General features: G+C 58.2%; 16 protein-coding genes and 1 riboswitch. Of the genes, 10 read left to right on the top strand and 6 right to left on the bottom strand.

The genetic code is table 11. The annotated features are described in order from the left end of the window. The first annotated feature begins 17 nt into the window (after window positions 1-17). A complete protein-coding gene (locus BM352_RS14395) occupies window positions 18-1,703 on the top strand; it encodes an NAD(P)H-dependent oxidoreductase subunit E (protein ID WP_090218136.1) in 1,686 nt (561 codons plus the stop codon). A gap of 10 nt (window positions 1,704-1,713) precedes the next feature. Then, complete coding sequence (locus BM352_RS14390) at window positions 1,714-2,313, top strand: lysoplasmalogenase family protein (RefSeq protein ID WP_175500699.1); 600 nt, start codon at window positions 1,714-1,716, stop codon at window positions 2,311-2,313. On the opposite strand, the gene BM352_RS14385 is transcribed toward BM352_RS14390, so the two are convergent. Continuing rightward, window positions 2,301-3,170: a lytic transglycosylase domain-containing protein gene (locus tag BM352_RS14385; RefSeq protein ID WP_090218132.1), complete on the bottom strand. Its 870-nt coding sequence runs from the start codon at window positions 3,168-3,170 to the stop codon at window positions 2,301-2,303. The two genes, BM352_RS14390 and BM352_RS14385, sit on opposite strands and share 13 nt — an antisense overlap. Window positions 3,171-3,844: 674 nt before the next feature. Here BM352_RS14385 and ftsY point away from each other — a divergent pair. The 3 genes from ftsY to BM352_RS14370 all read left to right on the top strand — a co-directional run bounded on the left by ftsY (window position 3,845) and on the right by BM352_RS14370 (window position 6,583). Next, window positions 3,845-4,999: a signal recognition particle-docking protein FtsY gene (gene ftsY / locus BM352_RS14380; RefSeq protein ID WP_245781039.1), complete on the top strand. Its 1,155-nt coding sequence runs from the start codon at window positions 3,845-3,847 to the stop codon at window positions 4,997-4,999. A 70-nt stretch (window positions 5,000-5,069) separates the two neighbouring features. Continuing rightward, window positions 5,070-5,975 (top strand): EamA family transporter, encoded by a 906-nt coding sequence (locus BM352_RS14375; RefSeq protein WP_090218129.1) that lies wholly within the window; start codon window positions 5,070-5,072, stop codon window positions 5,973-5,975. 2 nt (window positions 5,976-5,977) lie between these two features. Beyond that, complete coding sequence (locus tag BM352_RS14370; protein WP_090218126.1) at window positions 5,978-6,583, top strand: inner membrane-spanning protein YciB; 606 nt, start codon at window positions 5,978-5,980, stop codon at window positions 6,581-6,583. Here the strand turns inward: BM352_RS14370 and arsH are convergent. Genes arsH through BM352_RS14355 form a run of 3 tightly spaced genes read right to left on the bottom strand, consistent with a single transcriptional unit; the run spans window position 6,580 to window position 8,102 of the window. Beyond that, window positions 6,580-7,284: an arsenical resistance protein ArsH gene (arsH, locus tag BM352_RS14365; protein ID WP_090218124.1), complete on the bottom strand. Its 705-nt coding sequence runs from the start codon at window positions 7,282-7,284 to the stop codon at window positions 6,580-6,582. The genes BM352_RS14370 and arsH overlap by 4 nt on opposite strands. A 43-nt stretch (window positions 7,285-7,327) precedes the next feature. Then, window positions 7,328-7,738, bottom strand: a complete 411-nt coding sequence (arsC, locus tag BM352_RS14360; RefSeq protein WP_090218120.1) for an arsenate reductase (glutaredoxin) — start codon at window positions 7,736-7,738, stop codon at window positions 7,328-7,330. 31 nt (window positions 7,739-7,769) lie between these two features. Then, a complete protein-coding gene (locus BM352_RS14355) occupies window positions 7,770-8,102 on the bottom strand; it encodes an ArsR/SmtB family transcription factor (RefSeq protein ID WP_090218117.1) in 333 nt (110 codons plus the stop codon). Between the two features lie 133 nt (window positions 8,103-8,235). Between BM352_RS14355 and BM352_RS14350 the strand changes: the two genes are divergently transcribed. Continuing rightward, window positions 8,236-8,625, top strand: a complete 390-nt coding sequence (locus BM352_RS14350; RefSeq protein ID WP_090218114.1) for an eCIS core domain-containing protein — start codon at window positions 8,236-8,238, stop codon at window positions 8,623-8,625. Between the two features lie 32 nt (window positions 8,626-8,657). On the opposite strand, the gene folE2 is transcribed toward BM352_RS14350, so the two are convergent. Next, entirely contained in the window at window positions 8,658-9,758 is a 1,101-nt protein-coding gene (gene folE2, locus BM352_RS14345; protein ID WP_090218112.1) for a GTP cyclohydrolase FolE2, read from the bottom strand. A gap of 88 nt (window positions 9,759-9,846) precedes the next feature. Further along, the gene (metZ, locus tag BM352_RS14340) at window positions 9,847-11,028 is read right to left on the bottom strand and encodes an O-succinylhomoserine sulfhydrylase (protein ID WP_090220308.1); all 1,182 of its coding nucleotides are present in this window, start codon (window positions 11,026-11,028) and stop codon (window positions 9,847-9,849) included. 57 nt (window positions 11,029-11,085) lie between these two features. Then, window positions 11,086-11,163: riboswitch (SAM riboswitch) on the bottom strand. 133 nt (window positions 11,164-11,296) lie between these two features. On the opposite strand from metZ, the gene BM352_RS14335 reads away from it, so the two are divergent. The 4 genes from BM352_RS14335 (at window position 11,297) to BM352_RS14320 (ending at window position 16,432) form a co-directional block, all read left to right on the top strand. Beyond that, window positions 11,297-11,806: a GNAT family N-acetyltransferase gene (locus BM352_RS14335; protein WP_090220306.1), complete on the top strand. Its 510-nt coding sequence runs from the start codon at window positions 11,297-11,299 to the stop codon at window positions 11,804-11,806. A 182-nt stretch (window positions 11,807-11,988) separates the two neighbouring features. Then, window positions 11,989-13,437 (top strand): TrkH family potassium uptake protein, encoded by a 1,449-nt coding sequence (locus BM352_RS14330; RefSeq protein ID WP_090218110.1) that lies wholly within the window; start codon window positions 11,989-11,991, stop codon window positions 13,435-13,437. Between the two features lies 1 nt (window position 13,438). Beyond that, on the top strand, window positions 13,439-15,022 hold the full coding sequence (locus BM352_RS14325; protein ID WP_090218108.1) for a thiamine pyrophosphate-binding protein: 1,584 nt from the start codon (window positions 13,439-13,441) through the stop codon (window positions 15,020-15,022). A gap of 135 nt (window positions 15,023-15,157) precedes the next feature. Continuing rightward, complete coding sequence (locus tag BM352_RS14320; protein ID WP_090218105.1) at window positions 15,158-16,432, top strand: tetratricopeptide repeat protein; 1,275 nt, start codon at window positions 15,158-15,160, stop codon at window positions 16,430-16,432. Window positions 16,433-16,476 lie beyond the last annotated feature (44 nt).

Here is a 16,476-nt window from a genome sequence, read left to right as displayed (position 1 = left end):
AAGATCGGGAGAGCAATATGACGCTGGCTGAAAACAAGGGCGTTTGGAAATCGGGCAAGGGCCGGGGGCGCAAGTTTACAAAGGGTCGCCAGTATGACGACGCGGCGTTGGCCGAGGTGCAGGCGTTGCTTGGTAACCGCCCGCGCAACCGTGATCTGCTGATCGAATTCCTGCATCTGATCCAAGATGCATACGGGCATCTCTCTGCGGCGCATTTGCGTGCATTGGCCGAAGAGATGCGCTTATCCATGGCCGAGGTTTACGAGGTCGCGACTTTCTATGCCCATTTCGACGTCGTCAAAGAAGGCGAGGCAACACCACCCGCGTTGACCATCCGTGTGTGCGACTCGCTGTCATGCGAGCTGGCTGGCGCTCAGGCGCTGAAGGCGGCACTGGAAGACGGTTTGGATGCGTCCCAAGTTCGCGTGTTGCGTGCCCCTTGCATGGGGCGCTGCGATACCGCCCCTGCGTTGGAACTGGGCCACAATCATGTAGACCACGCCACGTTAGAGAGGGTCGAGGCTGCAATTTCTCAGGGAGATACACATGCGCATATTCCTGATTACGAAACTTACGAAGAATACAAAAAATCAGGTGGTTACGCGGCACTCCTAACTCTTCAGGGCGATGGCGATTGGGAAGATGTTCAAACCTTGCTAAAGGACAGCGGTTTGCGCGGTTTAGGCGGGGCCGGCTTCCCCTCCGGCACCAAATGGGGCTTCGTGCGTGGCAATGCTGGCCCGCGCTATCTGGCGGTGAACGGCGACGAGGGCGAACCGGGGACCTTCAAAGACCGCTACTACCTAGAACGCACCCCGCATCTGTTCTTAGAGGGCATGTTGATCGCCGCATGGGCGGTCGAGGCGGAGCGGTGCTACATCTACATGCGCGACGAATACCCTGCCGTTCTGGAAATTTTGCGACGCGAAATAGCGGCCTTGGAAGACGCCGGGCTGGTCACGGAAGGATTTATTGATCTGCGCCGTGGTGCGGGGGCCTATATCTGCGGCGAAGAGAGCGCGATGATCGAATCCATCGAAGGCAAACGTGGCATGCCGCGTCACCGCCCGCCATATGTTGCGCAGGTCGGGCTATTCGGGCAGCCAACCTTGGTTCACAACGTCGAAACGCTCCACTGGATTGCCCGCATTTGCCGTGAAGGGCCGGAGGTATTGAACGCAACCGAAAAGAACGGCCGCAAAGGCCTGCGCAGCTACTCCGTGTCTGGGCGCGTCAAAGAGCCGGGCGTTAAATTGCTGCCTGCGGGCTCGACGATTACCGACATAATTGCGGCGTCGGGTGGCATGCTGGATGGGCACAAATTCAAAGCCTATCAGCCGGGTGGACCGTCCTCTGGCCTTTTGCCTGCCTCGATCAACGATGTGCCGCTTGACTTCGACACGTTGCAACCTCTGGGCAGTTTCATTGGGTCTGCGGCCGTAGTGATCTTGTCGGATCAAGATTCCGCGAAGGCCGCAGCGCTCAACATGTTGCGCTTCTTCGAGGACGAAAGTTGCGGGCAATGCACACCCTGTCGCGTGGGCTGTGAGAAGGCGGTGAAGCTGATGCAGGCTGATGAGTGGGATCAACCGCTGCTGGAAGAGCTGTGCACCGCCATGTCTGATGCGTCCATTTGCGGGCTTGGTCAAGCTGCGCCCAATCCTATCCGTCTGGTGATGAAGCACTTTAACAGCGAGGTTTAACAATCTGTTTTTGTGGTTATTTTTGGTTTCTGCCCTATGTGCGACGGTGTATGGCGCGTTCTATTGCTATCGCGCCCCGCACTGGGTCGGCGGTTTGGTCAAAACGGTGTCCACAGCCAGTCTGGGATTGCTTGCACTGTTGAGCGGATTTCCAGTGTTGGCTGTCGCTCTGGGTTTGTCATCTTTGGGTGATTTGGCATTGTCGCGGCAGGGCGAGCGTTGGTTTATGGGCGGCCTCATTTCTTTCGCCTTGGCCCATGCCGTCTACATCTTCTTGCTTTTTGGCGCGGGATGGCCCCCCGTGCTGATCATCGCAGCGCTTGGTGGGCTTGCCGCATCGACCCGGTGGTGGTTGCTGCCATATACCGCCGAACTTCACGTGCCAGTTGCCGTTTACGTTCTGCTGATTACCGGAATGGGGCTGGCGGCGTGGGGTCATGACAGTTGGCTTTTGCGGATCGGGGCAACCCTGTTCATCGCGTCCGACGTCACACTGGCGTGGCACCTTTTCCGCGCAAAGGGCAATATGCCCGCCCGTCAGGTCGCCCTATGGGCGTTATATTACACGGGTCAGGTGGCGTTGATGATGGGGCTCGGTCAGTTTTTGTAGACCGCGCAGACGCAGCCTTGTTTGCGCAGCGTGTTACAGAGGGATTGGGCCGCATCCCGCGTGTTTCGGCTGATCCGAGCCATATACCAGCCCTTCAGCTTCGCGACGCGGTGCTTTTTGTAGATCACGTCCAGCTTTTCCTGAGCCACCAGATTGCGACAGTTTGCTGTGCGTCTGGCAAATTGCGCCCGCGCGCCCTTTTTTGACTGGTCCGCAGCCATTTGCACGCCCCACGGCTTGTAGCGCGGCGCTTTGCGTAAGGGGGTCAGTTGCCGCTTCTGTGCCAGCGCGTAGCACGCTTGTCGAAAGGACGAGGTTTTGGACAAGCGCATGTCATGGATTTTGGGTTTCCCGTCACGCCACTCCTCGGCCTCCAACCCTGTGATGATTGGCACGTAATCCACGGTTTCTGAAGCCAGCCCTTTGCCTAGAAGAAAGCCCTCCGCACGGGATTCACCACCATTGTAGCCGATCGCTGCCATGCCTTCGTTGCCAAATCTCTGGACCATGTCCGCAAGATACCGAGCCGAATGGTCCAAAGCGTCGGCAGGGTTGTAAGGGTCTTTCAAGCCGCGCTTGTCAGCGGTGGAGCGAATGAACTGCGCGATCCCCATCGCATTGGCGGCAGACAGCGCATTGGGGTTGAACCGGCTTTCCTGCCAAATCAAGCGCGTGAAGAAATGCGGATTCAGCCCGTGGGTCGCGGTTGTGGCTTCGATTAACTGGCACAGGTCAAAGACGAAATGCTCTGCACGGATACACTGCACCTGACCCCATTTCCCCGAGGTGCAGTTCGGGTCTGGGGGCGCGGCCAAGGCTGGGGCCGACATCAGCAAGAGCGCAATCATCCATCTCATGGCGCATAGCCCTAACCCGACAGGCATTTGAGCGCCACATCTTCCATCTGACCGCGCGAGAGGTTAGGTGGGGTAAAGTCGGAACACTGAAGGCCTCGCAGACCCCCATGTCCTTTTTCAAGAAGCTCAAAAGCAAGCTGTTCAAATCGTCCTCTAAATTGGAAGAGGGGCTGGATGCGATTGTCGGAGATGGCGGCGTTGAAGAGGAGCAGGACGTCGCGGAGATCGCGACACAACCTGCGGAAGACGCAGCCCAGATTGAGGCTGCCCGTCGCGCAGAGGAAGCCGCAACTGCTGAAGCGGAGGCGGCTAAACTAGCTGAGGAAACACGTGCGGCCGAGGCCGCCGCGCTTGCGGCAAAGCAAGCAGAGGCCGAAGAGGCCAAGCGACTGAGCGAAGCTCGCGCAGCGGAAGAGGCAGCGGCTCGAGCGGCCGAGGAGGAGGCGCTTCGACTGGCCGAGCAGAAGGCGCGCGACGACGCGGAAGCGGCCCGCATTGCTGAGGTCGAAGCAGCGGCTCGGGCCGCCCAGGATGCCGAAATCGCGGCGGCGCAATTGGCCGATGAGAAGCAGGCACAGGACGCCCGCGCGGCGCAGGAGGCCGCACGTTTAGCGGCTGAAATCGAAGCAGAAGCGGCAAAGCAAAAAGCGATTGAGCAGGCCGAAGCGCAAAGAATGGCCGCAGAAGCTAAACTGGCAGAGGAAACGGCGCGTGCTGCGCAGGAAGCAGCTGAGGCTGAGGAGAGGACGCGCCTCGCCAAAGTTGCCGCAGAGCAAGCCGCAGAACAAGCCGCTGAGGAGGCGAGGGCTGCCGAAGAAGCCGCCGCGGTAGCTGCGCTTGAGCTTGAAGCCGCCAAAGCCAACGTCGCAACGGCGCTGGATGCGCCCCAAGCGGCGGCTTTGCTTGCTGGAGACGACGAGCCGCAAGAGCCCGTCAAGAAGCCGGGCCTCTTTGGCAGGATGCTGGGTCGCAAAGAGCAAAAGACCGTTATCCGCCGCGAGTTGGACGACGACATGCTCGAAGCGCTTGAAGAACTGCTGATTGCGTCTGATATGGGCGTCGACACTGCGTTGCGCGTGACTGCCAATCTGGCGGAAGGGCGGTTCGGTAAAAAACTCTCGACGCAGGAAATCAAAGAACTTCTTGCCGCAGAGATCACCAATATCATGGAGCCGGTGGCAAAGCCCATGCCAATCTATCCCAAGCGCCCGCAGGTTGTGCTGGTGGTGGGCGTGAACGGCTCTGGCAAGACCACGACCATTGGCAAGTTGGCACTGCAATTCAGTCAGGCTGGCAAGAAAGTGGTTATTGCCGCGGGCGATACGTTCCGTGCGGCAGCAGTGGAGCAGTTGCAGGTCTGGGGCGATCGCGCAGGCGTGCCGGTTCTGACGGCGCCCGAAGGGTCGGACCCCGCATCGCTGGCCTTTGACGCCATGACCAAGGCCGAAGCAGACGGCGCGGATCTTCTGATGATTGATACCGCAGGACGTCTGCAAAACCGTGCTGACCTGATGGAAGAGCTGGCGAAGATCGTTCGCGTGATCCGCAAGAAAGACGAAACCGCGCCGCATAACACATTGCTGGTGCTTGATGCCACGACGGGGCAGAACGCGCTCAATCAGGTCGATGTATTCCGCCAGATCAGCGACGTGTCTGGCCTTGTGATGACCAAGCTCGACGGCACCGCCAAAGGCGGCGTGCTGGTGGCGTTGGCAGACAAGTTCGGATTGCCGATCCATGCCATTGGGGTAGGGGAGCAGATAGACGATCTTGCGCCGTTCGATCCCGAGGAATTCGCCCAAGCCCTGACCGGCGCGGCGACCGAGTAATACCGCTTTAAGGGAACGCCCTCATGGTTTCATCTTGGTCGGACGACACCCGTCACTGGGGCCTTGCGAGATGAGTTCATGGCTCACATCCCTTGAAGGCACGGAGGCGGGGCACGATCTGGCTTTGGCGTTGGCGTTGCTGGCAGCCTTGCTGCACGCCATCTTCGGGGCGCTTCAAAAGGGACGCCACGACCCTTGGTTGTCACGAGGGGCCATTGATTTCAGCTACGGCCTGATCGCTGCGCCGTTCGCGCTGTTTGTTGTTCCTTGGCCGGAGCCGCATATGTGGCCGATCTTCGGGACGGTGTTTGTCATTCACGTGATCTACAAGCTGCTGCAAGGCTTCACCTACAGCAAAGGCGCCTACACCGTGGTTTATCCCGTGGTGCGTGGCACAGGGCCGCTGTTTGCGGTTATTGGCGCGTATTTTTTGTTTGGCGAGACCTTCAATGCGACCCAATGGTTCGGGGTCGCTGTCCTACTGGCAGGCATCTACGGGCTGGCCGTTTATAATCTGCGCACAATTACCGTGAACCGCGACACTCTTGTGCCCGCCTTGTGGCTGGCGGTGGCAACGGGGATGTTTGTAGCGCTCTACACCACTTACGACGCCTATGGCATCCGCGCGACGGCCGATCCGTTTACCTTCCTTGCATGGTTCTTCTTTCTGGACGGGCTGTTCTTCATGCCGCCGCTTGCGGCCTATCTCTGGTGGCAGAAAGCAGACAGGCCCGATCTAGGGCCACTGATGAAGCGCGGAGTCCTCGGGGCATTTGTGGCCTTCTTCTCGTTCGGGGCGATTATGGTGGCGACGCGGCTGGACAATGTGGGTGAGGCGGCTGTTTTGCGGGAAACGTCCACGGTTTTCGCGGCCTTGATCGGTTGGTTGATTTTGGGCGAAAAGGTCGGGCCGCGCCGTCTGACGCTTATGGCGCTTATCGCATTGGGCGCGGTTATTGTGGAAATTGGAGGCTAGGAATGGCTGAGACGAAAATCTCGCAAGGGTTGAAATCAGCATTGGAACTGGGGCCGGTTCTGCTGTTCTTCGTGGCCTATTTGAAGATGAAGGAAGAGGTCTACACCATTGGTGTAACTGAGTATTCCGGCTTCATCGTAGTAACCGCACTGTTCGTGCCGCTGCTGCTGCTTTCGATGGGGGTTTTGTGGAAGCTGACCGGCAAACTGAGCCGGATGCAGATACTCACCGCATTCATGGTGATCTTCTTCGGCGGGCTGACCATCTATTTCAACGACGAGAAATTCTTCAAAATCAAAACCACAATTGTGTATGGATTCTTCGCCGGAATGCTGGGGCTTGGTTTGCTGTTGAAGCGCTCTTGGCTTGAATTCGTGATGGACGATTTCCTACCATTGAAGCCCGAAGGATGGATGATCCTGACCAAGAGGCTGACGGCCATGTTTGCTGGACTGGCCATCGCCAACGAGTTGGTCTGGCGCTTCATGTCCACAGACGCATGGGTGAAGATCGAGACGTTCGGCTTTCCCGCCGCCCTGTTCGTCTTTTTCATGTCGCAAGCAGGCATGCTGCAACGCTATTCGGACGAGCCGGAAGACGAAGCCTAGATTGCCTTCTGGTTCACTCGTTTAGACAATTCCACATGGCTTTCCTTGCGCTCTGAATACCGATCGACCAGCTGTTCCTTGATGTCACGGGTCAGAAGGGTGAAGCGCATCAGCTCCTCCATCACGTCGACCATGCGGTCGTAGAAAGGGGACGGCGTCATGCGGTCATCGTTTCCAAACTCCAGAAACGCTTTCGGGACTGATGACTGGTTCGGGATCGTCAGAAGTCGCATCCAGCGGCCCAAAATACGCAGCTGGTTGACCGTATTGAACGACTGCGATCCGCCATTGACCTGCATGACCGCCAGCGTCTTGCCCTGCGTCGGGCGAACTGCGCCAAGGCTGAGTGGAATCCAGTCAATCTGCGCTTTCATGATGCTGGTCATGGCGCCGTGCCGTTCGGGCGAGCACCAGACCATGCCTTCCGACCACATAATCAACTCCCGCAGCTCTGCGACTTTCGGGTGCGTCTCATCATCGCTATCGGGTAGGGGCAGGCCGCGAGGGTCAAATATGCGCACTTCGGCCCCCATGCGGGCCAGAACGCGGGCGGCTTCCTCGGTCATCAGCCGCGAGAAGCTACGTGCCCGGAGGGAGCCGTAGAGCATTGCGATCTTTGGCTTGTGCGTGCTGGGGGAGTGCGCTTGGAGCAGGTCAGGCACTTCGAAATGGGCGTCATCGAGCTGTGGGGTATCAGTCATTTGAATATGGCTTTTCGTTGGGAAGGCGGATTAGATTCGCGCGTTAGCTTTTAGGGAAGATGAGCGGGGTACCGTCTTCTTTGGTCATAGTGTCTGGCGGTAACTGGTTCAAAAGGTCCAAAACAGCTTCGCTGGGACGGCACAGACGCACACCTTTGGGCGAACAAACGATGGGCCGGTTGACCAGAACGGGGTGCTCCAGCATTGCGTCCAACAGAGTGTCGTCACTGACAGAAGGGGCCAGCAAGCCCAGCTCTTCGGCAGGTGATTTTGACGTGCGCAGGGCTTCGCGCGGTGTCAGATCTGCCGCTGCAAACAGGGCCAACAGTTGTGGCCGTGTCCATCCGGTCTTGAGGTATTCGATAACGATCGGCGTTTCACCGGATGCCTCGATGATTGCCAGCACATTGCGCGACGTGCCGCAATCGGGGTTGTGGTGGATCACTATGCTCATTGAGTGGCCTTCTTTATTGTGTGGCAGGGTGCTAGCAGGCGCAGGCAATGCGCTCGATTATCGGTTGGCAGTGTTCTGGTTGACCACCGCAACAGTCTTCCAGCAGGAACGCCAACAAGCCGCGCATCCCGCCCATATCCGCGAAGTAGCGGATGCTGCGGCCGTGCCGTTCATTCCGGATCAACCCTGACCGTGTCAGGATCGCGAGATTGGCGGACATGGTATTTTGGCGCACATCAAGCGCGTCGCTGATGTCGCCTGCGGACATGCCGTCTTCACCTGCCTTGATAAGCAGGCGAAATACATCCAGCCGCGTAGATTGGCCGAGTGCGTCAAAAGCGGCGAGAGCTTGTTGTTTTTCCATATATCAAGATTTATTGATATATTGTTAACGCGTCAAGCAAGGTATCGCGCTCGCCCGTCGAAATCTTTGCCTGTTTGGCTGGAATTCCCTTTTGTGATAGGGTGGCGCTGTTCATTTTGAAGGTATCTATTTCATGCGAAAACTCTCCAAAGCCGCATCCGCTGGGTTCACCCTCTCGATTGATGGGGTCGAAATCGCAAGTTTCTCTGAATTACAGGGGATTTCGACGAAGGCGACTGCTAAAAGCGAACCCCGCAAACTTCTTGCTCATGAATTGACTCATGTAGCGCAAAAAACGGTTGGAGCGGGTGCTGTCAGTCTGACGGTCAAGACAACTGATCTGGGCCAGATTGCGGCCCAGAAACTCCGGGGTGGGTCAGGACGTATGCTAACCGTCACCGCGACCAATGCCCGTGGTGGAGACATCGCGAGCTACAGTGGCAAGCTGCTGCCACCGGATCGGTCCGCGACATCTGAGACCGTTACGATCGTGTGCGAGCATCTACAACGCGTGGCGCTCTAAATACGAAACCATAGCTAAAAATGGCGGAAAAGTCAGCCGACGTGGAACAACGTGTTGAACAGCTTTGGATCTAGGCTGTCAGATGCGAATGTCGGGCCTTCGGTCATAACCGACACAGCGTCATGGCTGTGTAGGCTTTCTTGGTGCGATGCGACTACACGGAAATCCTTGATCCTCGGGTCTGCTTTCAGTTGTTCACAGAACGACCGCGCCGCGTCCTCCACGAAGATGGGGTTTGCGGCGTTCAGCTCTGCAAATGCCTGCTCGTCTTCGCGCTTGACCATCACTTGCGTCTCGGTCGGCACAGCTGCGCGACATAGCTCGATGAGGTCTTCAAACCACAGGCAGTTTTGCTTGCAGTCCACCTCGACCGACACCCGCGCGACGGAGCGTTGCGAATGGGGGGTGGCCAACTGACCGCGGAATTGGCGGGCATGCTCTGACAGTTCCAGCGAGCAGGGGCAGGTGGAGGAATACACATAGTCCAGATGCATGATTTTCTTGCGGGTGCCTTGGGTATCCACAACCTCGAGCGCAAGGTCGTAATATTGATAGCCCTCTAGCCCCGATCGCAGGCTTTCCACTTTCATGGGGAAGGAAAACCGCATTTGAATGCGCGCGTCGAAGCTTTCCAGATCGGATTTGTACGCGTCCAGCGTGGCTTCGATCACTTCAAAGCTAAAAGTTTGCTCGGCGCGCTTGTAGAAGCTGCGCATGATGCGGGACATGTTGATGCCCTTTTTCTCCGCCTCCAGTGACACAGTGCCTGTGACGGAGGTTTCGAGCGTCAGATCGCCGCCGCCGCGGGTATGAACGCGCACGGGAAGGCGGAAATTGGAGATGCCGACATGCTGGATATGCTGTTTTGCGCCGCGGATCAGGGACGAGGGGCCGTTTTGCAGATCGGGCATGGAGGCTTTGTAGGCCTCGTCCACCGCGAAATCCTCAGGATAGGCACGGGCCAAAGCGGGATAATTCGCAAGTTCCTGGCCAGGGATGAGGCGAGAGACCAGCGGGTCCAGATCCGACACCTCTACAGGGGAAACCTTGCCCGCCCATCTGCGCAGTAGTGCAAGGGCGGCTTCGGCCTCCTCGCGGGTTGGCTCGTCTGGCTCTGGGGCGTGGACGTTCATGGGCTTCCCTCCTAAGGGGTGCAGCGGCAGCGTGTGCCACTATATGGGGCGCGACGCTGTCGATACAAAGGAAAACCGACCTTTTCGGTCAGACTGCGTTCAGCGCCGAGCGGATGTCTTCCAGCAGATCGGCCTTGTCCTCCAAGCCGATTGAAATGCGCACGAGGCCGTCTGTAATTCCCAATTCCGCCCGTTGCGCGTCGCTGAGGCGCTGGTGGGTGGTCGTGGCGGGGTGGGTGACGATGCTTTTGCTGTCGCCCAAATTGTTGGAGATCAAGATGATGTCCAACGCGTTGAGAAAGCGGAAAGCCGCGTCCTTCCCGCCTTGGATGTCCAATGAGATCACCGTGCCGCCAGCGTCCATTTGTTCTTTTGCAACAGAGTGTTGCGGATGAGAGTTCAAGTAAGGATACAGCGTGCGGTCCAGCTTGTTGTGGCCTTCTAACGCCTCGGCGATGAATAGCGCGCTCGTGGCTTGCGCCTCGCAGCGCAAATGCATCGTCTCAAGGCCTTTCAACATGACCCAAGCGTTGAATGGCGACAGGGCGCAGCCTGTGTGCTTTAGGTAGGGCTCTGCCGTTTTACGAATGAATTCCTTGGTTCCGCAGATCACCCCGCCCAGACAGCGACCTTGGCCATCAATATGCTTGGTTGCAGAGTAAACGATGACGTCGGCCCCCAGCGCAACCGCGTTGGAGAAGGCAGGGGTTGCGAAGACGTTGTCGACCACCACCAGCGCGCCTTTGGCGTGGGCGATGTCGGCGACGCCCTTCAGGTCAATGACCTCAAGTGTCGGGTTTGAGACCGTTTCCAAGAATACCGCCTTGGTGTCGTCGCGCACGGCGGCTTTCCATGCGGCCAGATCGGTGCCTTCAACAAAGGTGACCTCCACGCCGAAGCGGGTCAGGATGTCTTCGAGCACGTATAGGCAGGAGCCGAACAGTGCCTTGGCCGAGACGACGTGGTCGCCAGCCCGCAACATCGAAGTGAGCGCTCCGTTCACTGCGGCCATGCCGGAGGCGGTCGCGAACGCATCCTCGGTACCTTCAATCGCGGCGATACGTTCCTCGAACATGCGCACAGTGGGGTTGCCGTAGCGCGCGTAGATGAATTCGTCAGCACCGCTTTCGATGAAGCGCGCCTCGGCCTGCTCGGGAGTGTCGTAGACGAAGCCTTGCGTCAGGAATATCGCTTCGGACATTTCGCCATATTGCGAGCGGCGGGTGCCACTGTGGACGGATTTGGTGCGGGGGGACCAGTCTTTAGTCATGTCATCCTCGATCGGGCATTGCCCAAATATAAAAGCCTCCACCGGGAAAAGGGGGAGGCTCATAGCAATCCATCCTCTTTAGCAGCATATTTAACGTGGCCCGCAATCCGGTAACAAATCGCCACGGACTCTTGGATACGTCCCTGCGTTGGCGGGGTCAAGACAATGGTGTGCTTCGTCGAGGGTTTCCGGTGGCATGGCGTCCGGGTTGAGACATTTGCGAAATTTCAAGTTCACGTGCCTGCTGAGACCTGACATATCGGTGAGCATGACGCTGAGAAAACCGCATAAATCGGACGCTTCAAGCATAGCAGCCATTTCAATCGAGGTCTGGCTAGGCACATATATTAAGCGCGGCGTCCGTGGGGCTTTTGCCGATTATGCGTTGAGCGAGTTCACGCAGTCAAAGACAGAACAGCTCATCTGTGACCCCGCGCAATTCATGATGGTTTCCGAAAACGAAGACGGGATTGACGGCTTTATACGCGTGTCGACAGGACGGAGCGCACCAGTAAGCGGGTGTTCAGACGTCGAAATCTCGACCCTCTACGTTCAGCCCTACCATCACGGGAAAGGGATCGGGAAACGTTTGCTTAGCGCTGCGTTTCAATATGCCCGCGGCAAAGGGGTTAAGTCTGTTTGGCTGGCGACAAATGCTGAGAATTCTCCGGCCATCGCGTTTTATCTGTCTCAGGGCTTTGAGCATGTTGGCGAAACACACTTCCAGATCGAGAACGACGCTTACCTGAACAATGTGTATTGCTACCGGCTTGAGTGATTTCAGCCTCCAGTAAACCATAGCCGCGTTGCCCGGCAATGTTGCCTCGGCCCGACATCAACGGAGTTGATCGCTGTTCCGTGAGAGGCGGGTATAGGGCGCGGATCAGCAATGCATCGTCGGGCGCTATTGCTCACGCCACCGCTTGACACTTTGTTGCCTCCGCTCCAAGCCTTGGCGCTATGTTTGACGTGCGCCCAGTGGCCTATGTGATCGGCCTTCTTACCGCCAGCCTCGGGGTTTCGATGCTTGTGCCGCTGATGCTCGACCTGTGGGTGGGCAACGGGCATTGGCCGGCATTTGCCGAAAGCGCCATCATCACCACGGCGATTGGCGGGCTGATGGCGCTGGCCACCGTGAACGGGGTCGGGGACAAGCTCACCATTCAGCAGACCTTCCTTCTGACAACGGGTGTTTGGTTGGCGCTGCCGATTTTTGGCGCCTTGCCACTTTACCTAGGTGCCACGGAGGCGCGCTATGTGGACGCATTTTTCGAGGCCATGTCAGGGCTTACCACGACGGGCGCAACTGTTCTGACCCAGATCGAGACCCTGCCAGACGGGCTGAAGCTGTGGCGCTCTATGCTGCAATGGTTCGGTGGCATCGGCATTATCGTGGTTGCGATGGTATTCCTGCCAGAGTTGCGGGTTGGCGGTATGCAGATTTTCCGCTCCGAAGCGTTTGATACGATGGGCAAGGTGCTGCCGCGCGCGGTGCAGATCGCGGCACAAATCTCGTATTTCTACGTCGGGCTGACCGTAGCGTGTACGGTCGCCTATCTGATGGTGGGGCTTCCCGCGTTCGAGGCGATCAATCACGCGTTAACCACCATGTCGACGGGCGGGTTCTCGACGTCCGACGCGTCATTCGGGGCGTTTCAGGGCAACCCGGAATATGTGGCGTCGTTCTTCATGATCTTGGCTTCCTTGCCTTTCGTGCGCTACGTGCAGCTGCTCTCCGGCTCGGCCATGCCGCTGCTGCGTGACAGTCAGTTGCGCGCCTATTTGGCGACTATTTTGGCCTTTACGGTTCTGTTGACGCTGTTCCGACTGTTCGCCTTCGGGGACCACCCTGAAGAAGGGTTTCGCGAGGGGCTTTTCAACGTGGTCTCGATCATTTCGGGCACCGGGTATGCCAGCGTGGACTATCAGCTTTGGGGAAGCCTCGCGGTGGCGATCTTCTTCTTTCTTGGGCTGATCGGCGGCTGCGCCGGCTCGACCGCCTGTTCGGTGAAGATATTCCGCTATCAGTTGCTTTTTGCGTCGATCAAGGCGCAGGTGCGCCGCATTCACACACCGCATGGTGTCTTTCATCCCCGCTATGACGGCAAACCGGTGAGCGAGGATGTTTTGTCATCTGTGATGTCGTTCTTTGTGATGTTCGTGGTGTCCCTTGGGCTTCTGTCAGTGCTTCTGGGGATGACGGGACTGGATTTTATCACTTCTGTGTCTGGAGCGGCCACGGCTTTGGCGAATATCGGGCCAGGGCTGGGGTCAGAGATCGGGCCCGCAGGCAATTTCTCAGGTCTGAATGATGCCGCCAAATGGATGCTCGCGGCTGGCATGTTGATTGGCCGTCTCGAAATCCTAGCAGTTTATGCCATGTTCACGATCCGCTTCTGGAGGGCTTGATATGTCGACGAAACCACTTGGTGCGCAACTGTCGCATATGTTGAAAGATCGGGGCGTCGAAGTGATCTTTGGCATCCCGGGAGTCCACAACCAAGAGATGTATCGTGGCATTGAAGAGGCGGGTCTGACCCATGTCTTGGCGCGCAACGAGCAGGGCGCAGGTTTCATGGCGGACGGGTATGCCCGCGCCACTGGCAAGCCGGGCGTGGCCTATGTGATTACCGGGCCGGGCTTGTGCAACATCTTGAATCCCGTGGGGCAGGCCTACTCGGATTCAGTTCCGATGATGGTGATCGCGTCCTGTCTTGACGAAACCGTCGCGACACGTGGCCAGTTGCACCAGATGCTGGATCAAGAGGGCGCGGCTGCGACCGTTGCCGACTGGTCCGAGACCGCCCGCACCGCAAACGCGGCCTATCACATGATCGACCGCGCTCTGCTGGAATTCCAAACGTCGCGACCGCGCCCAAAGTTGATGAATGTGCCGATCGCATTGCTCCAAGGCGACGCAGCGTCCGCACCACAGCGCTCGGTGCAGGTTGCGCTCGATGCGCCTAGCACTGCGCAGGTTACCCGCATTGTGCAAATGCTGACTGACGCCAAGCGTCCGATTGTGATCCTTGGCGGCGGGGCGCGCAAGGCATTCAAAACAGCGGGGCAGGTGGCGACCAAATCCGGTGCTGCTGTCTTTATGACCAATGCTGGGCGGGGTTTGTATCCCGATGACGCACCGCGAAGCTTTGGCGCTTGTTTGGGTCGTACCGGCAGTTTGGAGGTTTTCGCTCAGGCCGATCTGGTGCTCGTCTTGGGCAGCGAGCTGTCGGAATGCGATCTGTGGCGGGATCCCCTAGGCCATGATTGCCCACTGATCCGCGTGGACATTGACCCTCAGGTGCTGGCCGACCGCCACATTGTGACCGATCCCGTGCTGGCCGACTGCACAGTGTTTTGCGACGCGTTGCTGAAGGCAATGGAGCCGTCGCGCAGCGACTGGGACGCCGCCGCCATCAAAGCCACACGTGCGCAATGGCGCGCCGAGACCGATGCTGACCGCCCGGGCATTGTGCCTCTGGTGGATGCGCTGCGGGCGGTGTTGCCAGTCGAGACGATGATTTTCTCAGACATGACTCAGTTCGCCTATGTCGCAAATGAAACCTACCCGATGGACCGCGCTGGCCATTGGCATCATCCGTCTGGCTTCGGCACCCTTGGCTATGCACTGCCCGCAGCCATTGGTGGCAAGGTGGGGGCGGGGGACAAACCGGTGATCTCGATCAACGGTGACAGCGGTTTTCAGTATAATATTCAGGAGCTTGCCACGGCGGTGGAACTGGGCCTCAGCCTGCCGATCATCGTCTGGGATAATGGCAAGCTAAAAGAGATTGAAGACAGCATGGTCAACGCTCAAATCGCACCGAACGCCGTGATCGCGCGCAACCCCGATTTCTGCAAGCTGGCCGAGGCCTATGGTGCCAGTGCAGCGGCCCCGCGATCGCTGGAGGCGTTCAAACAGGCCGTGACCGATGCGCTGGCCGCTGATGGGCCCACGCTGATTCACGTCACGCCGGAGACGGCAGGGGCTTAGGGATCGCGGATTTCCGATAGTCATTGTTTGCTGTGAGGCGTCTGACCCGATCTTTCAAGCAATGGCCGCAGAGTTGACTCACAACCCCTGGCGCTGCCACTGTTCAGAATACAACCGAACTGAAGGGCTATCGAGATGCTTGATGACGCCTATGGGAATTCTGTTGGCACATCGTCACCTGATGCACTCACCGCTTATGATTTAGGCGTGCAGCGCTTCCTCGGCGCAGAGCCGGGGGTGACGGAGGCCTTTGAGGTCGCAATCGATTTTGATGAAGGCTTCGCACTCGCACATATTGGTCTCGCGCGCGAAATGCAGATGCGAGCTCGGCCTGAGCAGGTTAAGGCAAGCCTTGCGCGTGCCCGCACACTGGCACCGGGTCTCAGCGCAAGAGAGCGCTCACACATCAATGCAGCGGGGCTGCTTTTGGAAGGAAAGTCAGCTGCGGCTCGGAGTGCGGTTTACGAACATGTTCAGGAGTGGCCCGCAGATGTGATGATTGCGCAGATGTGCACAAGCGTCTTCGGCTTGATCGGTTTTTCAGGGTTGCCCGGACGCGAGGCGGAACAACTGGCGTTTATCTCGCGGCTCGCGCCGCATTACGGTGACAACTGGTGGTATCGGGCTCAACTCGCATTTGCGCAGTTAGAGGTTGGGCAGCTAGCGGACGCAGAAACCAATGTGGAGGCTGCGCTTGTTGCCAACCCGAATAGCGCGCATTCCGCACATATTCGCGCGCACCTGTATTACGAGGAGCAGGAAGACGAAGAGGGGTTCAGATACCTATCAGACTGGTGGAAGCGGTACGATCCCGCAGGGGCATTATACAACCACGTGTCTTGGCATGTTGGATTGTGGTCATTGGAGACCGGCGATCTGGACCGAATGTGGGAAGTATTGGACGGCGCAATTGCTCCGGAACATAGCCAAGGCCCGCCGCTGAATGTGATGACAGATACGGCAGCTCTCTTGTTTAGGGCCGAACTCGCGGGCGTCACTGTTCCGATCGAGCGCTGGAAAAAGATCAGCGCCTATGCTCTCGCGCGTTTCCCGAAACCGGGTCTTGGCTTCGCAGATTTGCACGCAGCAATCGCGCACGCACGCAGTGGCAACCGTGATGCGTTAGATGTCATTATCGACAGCGGTGCTGGACCGGCCGGCGATCTGACACGAGTGCTTGCGACAGCGTATCGCGAGATGGAAGATGGGAATTGGGCGAAGGCGGCTACGAAATTTTGTGAGGTCATGCACGATCACGCCCGTCTCGGTGGATCGAATGCGCAACGCGACCTGATCGACTTCTCTTTGGCGGCGTGCCTCGTCCGCGACGGGCGGAGGCAGGAGGCCCGGACTGTTCTGTCCATCACCAGACCGCGCGCGCTGGCCAAGGAGCTAGTGGCCGGTCTCTAGGGGCCATGTCTGCGCGACATTCGCCCCTATCTGTTTCGCCACCG

Origin of the sequence: Litoreibacter janthinus (genome assembly GCF_900111945.1) — a bacterium.
GTDB lineage: Bacteria > Pseudomonadota > Alphaproteobacteria > Rhodobacterales > Rhodobacteraceae > Litoreibacter > Litoreibacter janthinus.
This window is presented reverse-complemented; position numbering and strand designations above follow the sequence as displayed.